The following is a 12522-nucleotide window of genomic DNA, read 5'->3' as shown; positions in this document are numbered from 1 at the left end:
CTACAATTTAGCGTACCATTCTTCAATGGTACGATTGAACTCATCCCTAAAGCCTTCCGCAGTAAGCTCTCCACTTGCATATCTATAATAGCTGTAGCAGAAGCCTCCTTCTCCGTTACCAATACCTTCAGGTAGGTTCATCCAATGCCAGTTGGAGGTTTTTCCTGACGCAATGTAGTCTGAAATAGTCTGTGCGAATGGATCTGAAGCCACATACTTGCAATCTGTAAATGGGCTTACACAACCTGCTGATTCTACCAAAATCTTCTGGCCTGCATCCTCTGAACACCACTGAAGAAACGCCTCAGATGCTGCCACATTTCCTTCCTTGAATACTGCCCACCATGAAGGTGCCGCTGTAAGTATTGTCTCCATTCCATCCTCAAATGCATATGGAACCATTCCTACCTTGAAGCTTCCTGCGGCTGCATAAGCTTCAGAAGAGGTAAGAGATGCACCAATCCATGAACCCTGTGTGATAAATGCGTACTTTCCAGCTGCGAAATTTGCAACCTGATCATCGTAAATACCAGTTGTTAAAAGCTCTGGGTCAGAGTATTGATTAAACAAACCTATCATATTTGCAAAATTTAGGAATCTGGAATCATCCACCTTCTTATCATTTGCAATCATATCGATGTAGGTTGTATCATCACGTGCCAATCCAGAATCTATATATGCACCAGTAATATGATTACCAGCTGACCAGCCTAAATTAACTGGCTCTGCACAATAACCAATTACTGCTTTAAGTCCTAATGCATCCTTATTAGCAGCTACTGCTTCGAAAGCAGCACGAAGAGCATCTGGTCCTGTAATGGAAGCAGGATCAACACCGCACTTCTCTAAAATATCAGCATTATATGCCAAGCCGATGGCCTCAGTAGTATATGGAAATCCCAACGTTCCATATGTACTGTCCACATAAGCTGCCTCTGTCTTCTTTGCCCAATCCTGATCGCTCATATCTACAAGCAGACCTTCCCAATTGCCAAAGCCCGATGCCTCGCAGGCAATAATATCTGGCATCTGATCAGACAGATAATATCCCTTTAATGTTGCCTGTGCATCAACACCAGCTGGGACATTAATCACCTTTACCTCCACGCCAGTGGCTGCCTGATAAGCCTTAGCAAGCTCTTCAACCTGAGAATTAATCTCACTTTTGATGTTTACCATCGTAATTGAGCCACCAGCAGATGTATCACCAGTATCACCACTTGCTGCCTCTTCCTGCTTTCCACAACCACCCAAAACAGTGGCCATAACCAGGAACAAGCACATCCACACACTAATCTGCTTTCTCATAAGTTTTCCCCTCCTGCCCTATTAGTAAGCATATGTCTCCCCAATTAGTATACGGAACATAGATTAAAAAACTGTGAATTATCTATTAAATTTCACAGTTTTAGAGAGTATTATCTGATAATTATCCTAGGCAAAAAAAGAGCCTCCCGAAGGAGACTCAATAATTAAAGGAGCACTATTCCTTTACACCACCAAGAGCAACTCCTGCAATGATGAATTTAGAAAGGAACAAGTACGCGATGATAATAGGTACGATTGCAACTGTAATCATCATGTAAACCTTACCCATATCGAAGTTCATATAATCAGCACCACGAAGAGTAGCAATAAGAATAGGTACTGTAGCCTTCTCCTTTGACTGGAGGACAAGGGCTGGAACGAAGTAGTTATTCCATGAACCTACGAATGTGAAGATAGCCTGTACTGCAACAGCCGGCTTCATGATAGGGAAGATAATTCTATTGAATATCTTCATCTCGCCGCATCCATCAATTCTTGCAGCCTCTACAAGTGAAAGCTGAAGATTTGACTGAAGGTAGCTGTACATGAAGTAGAAAACAGCTGGACTTGCAATCGAAGGTAAAATAAGTGGGATTAATGTATCGTATAATCCCATATTTGTAATAAGACGAAGGAAACCAAGTGCTGTAACCTGTGTAGGCATTACAAGGATAATCATGATGAATGTAAATGCCACCTTCTTAAGCTTAAAGTCATAAACATAAAGTCCATAAGCTGTAAGAGCTGAGAAGTATGTACAGATTGCAGCGCACAGGCTGGATACGATAATACTGTTTCCGATACCCTTCATCATTGGGAATGTACCGTCATTAGCAACTGCGCTAAAATTCTTACCGAAGTAATTCTTTGGAAGAGCTGAGAAGCCCTTCTGTAAATCCGCATGTGAACATGTAGAATTAATAATCAAAATATAGAAGAAGAATAAGCACATAAAAGCAAGAATAATTAAAACTAAATGTGCTATGAAGCTTCTTGCAACTCCCGCAAAATCTTTTCTTGCCATTAGTTCTTTCCTCCCTTCGCTGCCTTCATTCTCTTCTTGGCAGCTTTCTTTTCAGCCTTGGCATCATTATCCTGTCCGTTTACCATCTTATAAACAAAGAGACAAAGAATACCGCTGACAATAAACAGATAAACTGAAAGTGCACCTGCGCGACCGTAATCTGGAGCGCGAAGTAAGTTGTTAAGCCACATAATAAGTGTATAGCTTGTTCTGTTTGGATTTCCCTGTCCGTTTGTGAGTATCTGAGGAACGTCAAACATCTGAAGACCACCGATAAGTGATGTGATTAATGTGTAAGTCAAAATAGGTCTGATAAGTGGCAATGTAATGTGGAAGAATGACTGTCTAGGTGTGCAGCCGTCGATTGATGCAGCCTCGAAAATGTCAGGGCTGATCCCCATAATTGCCGCCATAAGCATGATTGTTGTATTACCAAACCACATAAGGAAATTCATAAGTGCAATAAGAAGTCTTGTTCCTACTGGTGTACCCATGAAATCGATTGGGCCATTTACAAGTCCAAGACCTGTAAGGATGTTGTTAACAGGACCTGAAGTAGAAAACAGTGTAAAGAACAACATTGCAAAAGCTGATGCCATAATAAGATTTGGTAAATATATCACCACCTTGAAGAACTGTTCGCAATGGATTTTCAATCGAACATCTACAAACCATGAAGCAAGTAAAAGTGCGATGATAATCTGTGGAACAAATCCAATCATCCAAAGGATAAAGGTATTTCCCATATATGTGAAGAAATCCGCACCCATCACATTGATATAGTTATCAAATCCCACGAAAGATGGTCCTACGATACGAAGACCAGAGCGGTAATATTCATAAAAACTATACCTAATCGTGTCTAACAGTGGTATCAATGAAAAAATGAAATAAGTCACAAAGAAAGGCAAGATAAAGAGGTAGCCATACTTTGCACGGCTTATACTTTTTGCTTTTTTCATAATGTAAATCTCCTTAAAAATTCGGGGCAGACTTAAGCCTGCCCCATTTATATATTTGGGATGAATAGAGAAAGCTACTTAATATTCTTACTCAGGCCAATTTACAGCTGTGATATCTGGATATCTCTCCATGATAGCCTTTTCGAAGTTTGCCTTAGCTGTATCGAAATCAACCTGTCCCTGGAAGTAATCACCAAATGAACTCTGGATAAGCTCAACGCAACCCTGATCGTAAGGTGAAAGTGTTGTCATCTCAATAGAAGCTGCTGCTGGCTGGAAGTACTTGAATGGGTTCTCACCACCAAGGAACTCTGCACCAAAGCTGTCATCTTCTGCGATTTCCTTCATACCTGAAGTTGTGTTTGTGAAATCAAGGTAATCCTTTGTGATCTTCATAAGGTTATCCTTGTTTGCTGTAACTGCAAGGATGATTTCCTTAACGTGCTCTGGGTTATCTGTTCCAGCACAACCGTGAACGAAAGAACCACCCCAGTTGAATGCCTGTGGACCATCTGTTACAGCCCAAGCACCAGCTTCGCCATCCCAGTTTGGATTAAGTACGAAATCGATACCCCAAGCTGGAAGTAAGAAACCAAATACCTTTGAAGCAGAACCCATTGACTTATTCCAATCATCTGTCCACTGACCCTTGATGTTCTTGTCAAGAAGACCTGCATCAAGCCAATCCTTTGAATCGTTGATCCAGTTGATGATCTGTGAATCTACGTTAATCTCTGTTGAACCTTCCTCAACCCATGGATTTGCAATGCTGTTTCCATAAGCACGGAATGTATCTGCGTAACCTGCAAGTGTGTAGTAACCCTTAGCCTTAAGCTCCTCACCAGAAGCCTTCATTGTTGCCCAATCAGCAACCTTTGCGTGAATCTCGTCTGGATCATCTGTTCCAAATGTATCCTGAGCGATGTCTCTACGATAAACGAAAAGACATGGGCAAGCCTGCCATGTAGAACCTCTCTGTACACCATTAGCATCAGAAGCAACTGTCTTTGTGAAATCATACTGATCAGCTAAATCTGTTGCTGGGTCAATACCGAGGTCTGTAAGTGGAATTGCTACATCAGCTGCAGCATCTGTATACTTAACAACATAATCTGTCTCTGAAAGGAACATATCAATCTTGTCATCATCAGCTGCTGTTGCCTGATTTAAAAGACCCTCATCAAGCTTTGACTGATATACACCATCCTGGTTAGGATTTACTGTCCAGTGAATCTCTGTACCATCTGTAAGGTATGTGATTGTTCCATCGTCAGATGTGTGATCAACCTTGTCATAAACTGCTTCTACCCTTGTTCTGAACTCGTCGTTCCAGCAGTAAATGTTAATTACCTTTCCTTCTTCGCCTGCTGCAACGTAGCTGCTGTCCGCACCAGCATCTGCTGCACCGCTGCCCGCGCCAGCTGCGTCTCCCCCGCAAGCTGTAAGTCCTGCTACCATCGAGAAGGCAAGCATAAGACTAACTACTCTTTTTTTCATTACTTTTTCCTCCTTAAAGAAAACTACTTTGGGATTTCTTTTTTATCTCCCTTAAACGTTTACTATATTAATTTTTCGGCGATTTTTTTAATATCAAATTCATTGCGAAAATAATAAATTCATGCTATGCTTTATAAAAATTTTGTTAGGCCACCCGCGGAGGTAATGTTATGAAAGCGGAAAAAGATTTCTTTATTTACAATGTCAACGACGATGATGAAACTATTGTTCATCGTCATCAGAATGCCGAGCTGCTATTCTATCAGCAGGTTGCAAAAGGCGATATCGACGCCATTCGTGATAACTGTCTTAATCATGAGTTTTTAAATCAGGCTGGTGTAGGTCAGCTTTCCAAAGATCCCCTTCAGAATCTTAAATATCATTTTGTAGTTTCTGTTGCCATCATCTCTCGCTTATGCGTAGATAATGGAATGGAAATGGAAAAATCTTATAGACTAAGTGATTTTTACATCCAGCGTTTGGATGATATTACTTCTATAGAAATGATGGAACAACTCCACGACAAAATGGTTACTGATTATACATATAAGATGAAAATCATTCGTCAGAACGCTGGACTTTCCCGTCCTATGACAGAATGTATGAATTACATCTATTCACATTTAAAGGATCGTATCACCGTAAAGGATCTCGCTGAGTACACTAGCAACTCAGCCAGCTATATTTCTCGTCTTTTCAAAGAGGAATTAGGTGTTTCCACCAGCGATTATATTAGAAATGCGAAATTGGAAGCTTCAAAGAATCTTCTTAGATATAGCGATTACTCTCTTGTTGATATAGCAAATTATTTTTCATTTACATCTCAGAGTCATTTCTGCCAGCTCTTCCAAAAAGAAACTGGCCTTACACCAAAAAAGTACCGTGAAAAGTATTACGGTACTCATTGGAAAGGAACTGCGGGGGACATAATGGATTACATCCCCCATGAAGAATGAAGATATATATTGTTATCCTAAAGTCACGATAATGCTATTGCATTTTGGTAGGTTATCAATAACATCTCGCGAGATAGTAACCTTAGAATCATTAAAGGCGAGCTGACCATCGTTAAGGCTGGCCGCCTTTATTTTATATGTACCATGCTGGAACTTTGATGGATTCGCATATACGATATCAAATCTCTTGTCAGCAAAGTTCAAACTAATCTTAGCCTCACCGGCTTCATCAAACTGCTCTTTTAAAAGAGCTGGCTCAAGACACAGATTTCCTGCTTCACCCTTTACACCAAATACTTCAGTAATCATAGTCAATAAATACCATGATGCTGCCCCAGTCAGGTAAGGATATTTGCCTCGTCCCTTAGCATCAAAATACTCAGGGATACCAGGATACATGTGACTTACATTGAAATTCATTGATGCTTCAGAAAGAGCATTTAATGCTTTGAAACCTTCCTTTGCGAAGCCTCTTCTATACAATGCATTTCCATACATTACAGCCATATGTGAAAATACCGCGCCATTTTCTTTCTCCCCGTAAGCAAAGCCAAACATTCTGCCAAGGTCTCCCTTGAGTTCATGGAAGTCAGTGTTTAATCTGTAACCTCCAATCTCTTCCCTGTACAAATATCTGTCAGCGGCCTTACTTATATATTCTATCTGCTGGTCAGTTGCCACATTACCCATAATTGCAAATACCTGACCTGTCAGCATCATGCGAGTTTTTTCATCATCAATGTCGTAGCACTCTACTCTGCGGCAGCTGTCATCATAGTAGCTGTTGAACCATCCCTGGCCCTCATCACCTGAAATCCACTCCTGCTTATTCAAGTGTGCTGTGAACCACTCTGACATTTCCATAAGCTTAGCTACAAGTGTTGAAACTGGCAGTGAAATCTGCTTACCAGAGACATCACCTTCTACAAGCTTACAATAATTATTTAGAAGCTCTGTCTTCTCTGCTACTGATTCGTAAATACGAACCTGAGAATCCAAAAGCACATTTAACTCAGATGCAATGGAAATAGTGTCGATGCCTACATTCTTAGCATATTCCTGGATTAGGATAGCAAGATCTTTAAGATTTCCTGCATATGCATATGAGAATGCAACTGACTCTCCATTGTGTGATGCCATATCAAGAGCATCGTTCCAGTCAGCACCACGAAGCTTTAATGTATTGTGCTCTCCCACCTCGTAGAATGCACAGAGATTCTGAACAAGAAGGTGCTCGATAATAGAGCCCTCGTAAACCTTGCCATCTTCACGGTACTGGTGGTTGCCCTCTGTCTCAAACTTCTTATCTATGAGATTTCCTCTGTGTACGATGGAATCCTTAAAGTAAGGAACCTTCTCCTTGAGAATCTCATAATCACCTGACTGGTGAATATATAGAAGCAATGTCTTAAGTGGCCAATATGCATGATCCATCCAGACTCTTGCGATTCCATTTCTGTCTGCAATAAAGTTACCAAGACCGTCACCTATGATTGTTGCATTGCTTCCGTCCATTCTGACACCACCAAAGTTTGCAACTAACATCTTGCGAACATCATCTGGCTCCATGAAGAGAAGTGCCAGGCAGTCCTGCCATAAATCTCTCCAGCCTCTTCCACCTCTACCATAATCATGGTATGGAAGGAATGAGCAGCCATATACTCTTCTAAGGAATGGCTGGAAAGCTACCCATGCCATAAACTGATCAAATTCCTTATTGCCTGTGTGGAAGCTTACATTTACCTTGTCGCTCCAATATTTCTTTGTAGCTTCAAGAGCCTTTTCAACATCATCCTTTGATGCAAGCTTTTTCTTTGCAGCCTCAAGCTCTGCCTCATCCTCAGCTACACCGATTAAAACCGTATATACGATTTCCTCCTTTGGTGCAAGTGTTGCTTTGGCAAACTTTAATCCACCAACAGCCTCAAGACCGGCGAAGTTTTCCCCAGCGCCACATCCTGATTCCTGGCGATATACACTTCTTGGCTTTGAAAAGCTTCCGCCCTCACCGATAAATGACTCTACAGTAGGGAAGAATGACTCTGGCTTTTTGCCATTCTCGTCAAATCCAATTACAAAATATGTCTTATTGTTAAGTCTATGTCCCTTCTCATCGAAAGACATGGTAGGCTTAACAGTAACACCTTCATCTATAGTAGAAATTCGATGGAGCATTGATGTAACATTTCTATGGTCACGAAGGTTATCCGCAGAACGTCCAAAAATAGGAATTGCTGCGATAGGGGTTATAACCTTTGTCTGATCGGAGATATTTTTTATTGTTACTGACATGACTTCAACATTTAAATCCACTGGGACAAATGATGTAATCTCTGCCAATACGCCAAAACTGCTATTTGCTCTTGTAGCTGTATGCCACATGAATCCTGCTGAAACAAGACTTTCATCCTGCTCCATAGTGAATTTCTTACTCTCCTGCTCTGCAGAAGTACCAACTGCTGACCATACTGAACCATTATCCATATACAGCCAGAAGTTACGGCCATTTTTATTATTGTGAAGATTCTCCACGCTCACTGGCTCAAGAAGGAATGTTTCCTGATTCACCATAGCGTCACCACCAAGATTAGGTGTGACAGATGACTTCAATCCTTTCTCACCAGCTATAGGAAAATATAGGTAGCTTGTGTCTTCAGCTCTGCCAATTTTAAAGCTTCCTTTGTCATCTAAAAACTCAAACTTATCTGTATTGATTGTTTTTAACATACCATACCCCTCACAAAATTTGTTTTCTTATGATGTGTCGTATTATACGCTGCGATTTTGAAAATTGTTATCAAATCCATGATTTAATATCAGATTTGTGAACCGAAAACATTTTTCAAAAAATAAGCCACCTCGGTTGAGGTGGCTTGATTGATTATCGTAATTCCGAATATCCAAATGAATTTACAATGGCATCGATTGGTACTCCCTGCTTGCAAAGTGGGCAATCATGAAGAGGATAAGATGCATAATTTGGTATGTCCTCATCATGGAATACTGCTGTAATGTCGATACCAGCAACCTGGCGTACAGCTGAGAAAATAGCACATGCTCCGCTAATCTTAGCTCCATAATACTTAACGCATTCTGCAAGACTTTCTACTGTTCGTCCAGTTGAAAGAGAGCCAAAGAGTAAAAGCACATTTTTATCACGGACTGTCAGCTGCATATTATCACGGAAAATACTCTGTCCTGTTGAGGTAAGCTCTGGTGATGTTACGTAAATAGTCTTGTGCTGATTGTAGTTAGCAACACCGGCTTTTGTAAGTTCCATAGCTAAAAATGTTCCAACAACCTCCATGTCATCGGCACATACGATTGTGTCAACGGGAGTCTGTACTGAATAATGCATTGCAAGAAGCTGGGCAACACCCTGTGCCTCGTTGCATCTGGTCTTCATTGTACCAATCTCCATATAATTAGTGATGTGTGAGTGGTTGGTAGCGAAGTGACCAGGAATAATCTTCAGTGCAACTTCTGAATTAAGTGGTGCAGGAATTTTAGTATACTCTTTTAGCATAATAACCCCCTTTTATTAACGCCAAATTAATAACCCCATGTACAAAATTCTTTCTAGCAAAGTTATTATATCATACACTGAAAATTAAAAGTGTGAATTTTTTATCTTCAAAAAAATCTCTTCTTAAATAGCTTAATGTTTTTTACTTGCAATTTCCTGAAGCTCAAATCTATACTTCTGCTTTACTTCAGGATACTTTTCATGATCTACTTCAGATAAAAACATCTCCTTAGGTCTGACCCATAGAGAACCATCATCATAAAGCTTGCGATACACAACCATTTCCTCCTGTGTTTCAGAATCACGGGCCACATCTTCCACTAAATAATAATCACCTTTAAAGTGCTTATACACTCTGTGTAATACTAATTCTTGCATTTTATTCTCCTATATTTTTTTATTCTTCCACAAGCATTCCTGTAAATTTAGGCACTTGAAATCTATTTATAAATAACTGGCACTTACATAAAAATGTATAGAAGGCATGACGGCCATCACCTGAAAATGACTCAAAGTTAGCCTGCCCCTTTGATAATATTACATCTGCATTATCAATTGCTTCCCTTGCCTCATCAGAAACAAGTTCATACACTGTTCCTGCCATTTTTCTTCCATTTGTAATTACATTTGCCACTTTATCTATACCAACATAAGTGGCATCTTCCATGGTAGCATCATTTGAAACATCTTCTCCTCTAACCATTACAGTTAATTCCATATTTGGGAATCGCTTTTTCAGCTGCTCCAACATCAGCTTATCCAATACTATCTCACCGCAATTATCTGTGAGAAGCAAGAAGCTTTTTGCCTCTGCACATTGCTTACAAAATGAATGATATACATCCAATTCATCATTTCGCATTTGCGTATTATCAAATAGCTGCAGGAACTCATCTGGATCAACATTCCCAAGTACTGGAAAATCGATATAATTCCCGATTCTTGCCATAATAATAGCTGTTGCAAGAGGATCTTCACTTGCCTCTATTTCTTTACGTAAATCCGATTCCATAGATAGAACCAAATCATTAAACTGCTTCTTTTCATCTTTAAAATCTGGCAGCTTTCCAATATATTTCTCATGAAGTCTATTAAACTCCATATTAAGCTCAGCACTAGTTATATCCTCTGGTCTATTATCAAGAAGCTTTTTTATCTCAGAAAGATACTCCTTATTGTCATTTTTAGCACATTGTCGGTCATACATACACTTTGCACAGCTATCATTTACTCGCATAACTATAAAATTCTCCTATCTTCAGCAAATTTTTCTCCAAACACTCTTACTTATCTCATATACTCCATCATGATAAGGTCCTTCTCCCTCAAAAAATGTTTTAAAACCGCATTTCTCCAAAACACGCCCTGAGGCAACATTTTCCTTTAGTCGAATTCCGTATACTTCAGTTATTCCAACATACTCTGATATCACAGGAAGAAATGCCTTGACCGCTTCAGTTGCATATCCATTTCTGGTAAATGTTTTTGCAACATGGTAGCCAATCTCCCATTTACCTTCTCCGATTGGAACCAACTGTACATATCCTATGTTTTTATCTGTCTCTTTTGTAAGTAAAGCATATATTAAAGGTCCCTCTGTATGCCCATATTGAGAGATTATGAACTCTATAGTTTCTTCTGCTTCCTCTAATGATTCAAATACTTCATCTGGTACATACCTTCTGATATCTTCGTCAAGAGAATTCTTATGTACATCCATAGCCATGTCCATAGTCATTTCTGTAATTATTAGTCGTTCTGTCTCTATTCTCATCCCTTATTACCTCTGCAAAAAGAAGCTATTTCCTTCTCCAAAAGTCTATATACCAATGAAACTAAATAACCGTCTGCAATAGCATGATTCAACCTAACTGTCAGTGGCATCATAAATCTTCCATCCTGCTGGCTATACTTGCCCCAATTAATAATAGGTGCAAAGTGAGGATATCCATCTGGAAGTTCAACATGTAAAGCATCATATGAAAGCCATGAAATGTATGATGCATCAAACCAATTTGGATGATTCATCATATCTAATTGATACTCTCTTGTTTCCTTTGCTTTTTCAACATCATTTATCGCATTTACGTAGAATGTCTCATAGTTTTCATAGTAGGTAGTATAAACCGGTGTACAGGTCTCTGTATCCTCATGAAAAATGTACTGAATAGGATTCACTGTTTCATAGCAAATCAAGTCTCCACTTTCCCATAAAAATCCCATTTTATAATCGTCTCTAGAGTTTAAAACCTTTGATAACAGATACAAAAAATTAATGTAAAATTTAGTATCTGTATGCTTTGAATAATTTACAAGCTCAGTAACATCAATCTTTGCAGTAATTGATGTTGAGCACTTACAGTCCTCCATGAAATGTCGAAAGACACCCTGTCTGTAATATTTTTCTTTATCAATAATTTTATAATTCATTTTTTCCCTCTTATTTCAAGTCTATGACACAGCAAATCTTGCAGTTGTAACCATTTCATTCCCCCCGCGATGTAAAAAATCTATTTGCTCAGATTTTCTATCCATTCCAGGCAATCTTTATTTAGAGTATCCAGCTGTATTCTGGCATTTACTTTCTGGAAGCCACCACTAAACATAGCTGCTAAGATTGGTGACTGTCGTGATAAGTCGCAAAGTCCCATGTGTCCCACACCCTCGTAATGGATAGTTGTGTACTGTTCGTTCGAACGCTCTAAAAATAATTTATTATTGGCATATTCGGAAAAATCAGCCTCAAAAAGATGTGGGTAGACTGAGTCTGAGTAGATGTTTAAAAGTGGCACATTATAATCTTCCTGATTAAATACGTATTTACCGTTTTCAACACCTTCAATGTCATACATGAATGGTGACTCAAGAGCTACAACACCTATCACATCACTTCTGATTCTTGCCATAGCATAGGCTGCACTTCCGCCAAGGGAATGCCCCATAGCAACAAATTCAGTTTTGCCATTTTTTGTGATGTAATCATCCATGACAGTATTCAGGTCAGTGGTACGAATATCCATCCATTCCTTGTAAACCTCAAATGCTTCCTCTGGATTATTTTCAGGATCCAATGATGTCATTTGCTTTATAAATATTATGCTAGGACCTGTGCTTTTGCCATCCTCAAATACAAAGGAAGCAGACTGACCATAGTGAGCTACAGCCAATATTATTAAACAAATCCAATCAAACATCACTTTCTCCTTATTCGCATAGGTTTCCGAATGCAAAATAGGAAAATGCATTCGG

12 protein-coding genes are annotated in these 12522 nt (G+C 39.5%); 1 reads left to right on the top strand and 11 read right to left on the bottom strand.

Going from position 1 to position 12522, the window contains the following annotated elements:
* The 4 genes from G592_RS15520 to G592_RS0103145 form a co-directional block, all read right to left on the bottom strand.
* Nucleotides 1-1308, bottom strand: a complete 1308-nt coding sequence (locus tag G592_RS15520; RefSeq protein WP_036951652.1) for an ABC transporter substrate-binding protein — start codon at nt 1306-1308, stop codon at nt 1-3.
* 175 nt (nt 1309-1483) lie between these two features.
* Nucleotides 1484-2332 carry a carbohydrate ABC transporter permease gene (locus G592_RS0103155; RefSeq protein WP_028246526.1) on the bottom strand — a complete coding sequence of 283 codons (849 nt, stop codon included), beginning with the start codon at nt 2330-2332 and terminating at the stop codon, nt 1484-1486.
* Nucleotides 2332-3297, bottom strand: a complete 966-nt coding sequence (locus tag G592_RS0103150; protein ID WP_028246525.1) for a carbohydrate ABC transporter permease — start codon at nt 3295-3297, stop codon at nt 2332-2334. The genes G592_RS0103155 and G592_RS0103150 overlap by 1 nt, the downstream gene beginning before the upstream one ends.
* Before the next feature lie 84 nt (nt 3298-3381).
* The gene (locus tag G592_RS0103145) at nt 3382-4791 is read right to left on the bottom strand and encodes an ABC transporter substrate-binding protein (protein ID WP_028246524.1); all 1410 of its coding nucleotides are present in this window, start codon (nt 4789-4791) and stop codon (nt 3382-3384) included.
* Nucleotides 4792-4961: 170 nt separating this feature from the next.
* Here G592_RS0103145 and G592_RS0103140 point away from each other — a divergent pair, with 170 nt between their 5' ends.
* Nucleotides 4962-5747 (top strand): helix-turn-helix domain-containing protein, encoded by a 786-nt coding sequence (locus G592_RS0103140; RefSeq protein WP_028246523.1) that lies wholly within the window; start codon nt 4962-4964, stop codon nt 5745-5747.
* Nucleotides 5748-5759: 12 nt separating this feature from the next.
* Here the strand turns inward: G592_RS0103140 and G592_RS0103135 are convergent, their stop codons facing one another.
* The 7 genes from G592_RS0103135 to G592_RS0103105 form a co-directional block, all read right to left on the bottom strand.
* Entirely contained in the window at nt 5760-8474 is a 2715-nt protein-coding gene (locus tag G592_RS0103135; RefSeq protein ID WP_028246522.1) for a GH36-type glycosyl hydrolase domain-containing protein, read from the bottom strand.
* A gap of 154 nt (nt 8475-8628) precedes the next feature.
* The gene (locus tag G592_RS0103130) at nt 8629-9273 is read right to left on the bottom strand and encodes an orotate phosphoribosyltransferase (RefSeq protein ID WP_028246521.1); all 645 of its coding nucleotides are present in this window, start codon (nt 9271-9273) and stop codon (nt 8629-8631) included.
* Between the two features lie 132 nt (nt 9274-9405).
* Entirely contained in the window at nt 9406-9651 is a 246-nt protein-coding gene (locus G592_RS0103125) for a DUF1653 domain-containing protein (protein ID WP_028246520.1), read from the bottom strand.
* Nucleotides 9652-9670: 19 nt separating this feature from the next.
* Nucleotides 9671-10510: a damage-control phosphatase ARMT1 family protein gene (locus G592_RS0103120; protein ID WP_028246519.1), complete on the bottom strand. Its 840-nt coding sequence runs from the start codon at nt 10508-10510 to the stop codon at nt 9671-9673.
* 21 nt (nt 10511-10531) lie between these two features.
* On the bottom strand, nt 10532-11047 hold the full coding sequence (locus tag G592_RS16895; RefSeq protein WP_051194733.1) for a GNAT family N-acetyltransferase: 516 nt from the start codon (nt 11045-11047) through the stop codon (nt 10532-10534).
* Entirely contained in the window at nt 11044-11703 is a 660-nt protein-coding gene (locus G592_RS0103110; RefSeq protein ID WP_028246518.1) for a CatA-like O-acetyltransferase, family 3, read from the bottom strand. Before G592_RS0103110 ends, G592_RS16895 begins: the two co-directional genes overlap by 4 nt.
* Before the next feature lie 80 nt (nt 11704-11783).
* Entirely contained in the window at nt 11784-12467 is a 684-nt protein-coding gene (locus tag G592_RS0103105; protein WP_028246517.1) for an alpha/beta hydrolase, read from the bottom strand.
* Nucleotides 12468-12522: the final 55 nt, after the last annotated feature.

It is taken from the genome of Pseudobutyrivibrio ruminis CF1b (genome assembly GCF_000424005.1).
GTDB lineage: Bacteria > Bacillota > Clostridia > Lachnospirales > Lachnospiraceae > Pseudobutyrivibrio > Pseudobutyrivibrio ruminis_C.
Note: the sequence above shows the minus strand (reverse complement) of the source record. Positions and strands in the feature narration are given on the sequence as shown.

Coding starts and splice junctions, on each gene's coding strand:
- G592_RS15520 (WP_036951652.1), bottom strand. CDS start 1,308: ATGAGAAAGCAGATTAGTGTGTGGATGTGCTTGTTCCTGGTTATGGCC.
- G592_RS0103155 (WP_028246526.1), bottom strand. CDS start 2,332: ATGGCAAGAAAAGATTTTGCGGGAGTTGCAAGAAGCTTCATAGCACAT.
- G592_RS0103145 (WP_028246524.1), bottom strand. CDS start 4,791: ATGAAAAAAAGAGTAGTTAGTCTTATGCTTGCCTTCTCGATGGTAGCA.
- G592_RS0103140 (WP_028246523.1), top strand. CDS start 4,962: ATGAAAGCGGAAAAAGATTTCTTTATTTACAATGTCAACGACGATGAT.
- G592_RS0103135 (WP_028246522.1), bottom strand. CDS start 8,474: ATGTTAAAAACAATCAATACAGATAAGTTTGAGTTTTTAGATGACAAA.
- G592_RS0103130 (WP_028246521.1), bottom strand. CDS start 9,273: ATGCTAAAAGAGTATACTAAAATTCCTGCACCACTTAATTCAGAAGTT.
- G592_RS0103125 (WP_028246520.1), bottom strand. CDS start 9,651: ATGCAAGAATTAGTATTACACAGAGTGTATAAGCACTTTAAAGGTGAT.
- G592_RS0103120 (WP_028246519.1), bottom strand. CDS start 10,510: ATGCGAGTAAATGATAGCTGTGCAAAGTGTATGTATGACCGACAATGT.
- G592_RS16895 (WP_051194733.1), bottom strand. CDS start 11,047: ATGAGAATAGAGACAGAACGACTAATAATTACAGAAATGACTATGGAC.
- G592_RS0103110 (WP_028246518.1), bottom strand. CDS start 11,703: ATGAATTATAAAATTATTGATAAAGAAAAATATTACAGACAGGGTGTC.
- G592_RS0103105 (WP_028246517.1), bottom strand. CDS start 12,467: ATGTTTGATTGGATTTGTTTAATAATATTGGCTGTAGCTCACTATGGT.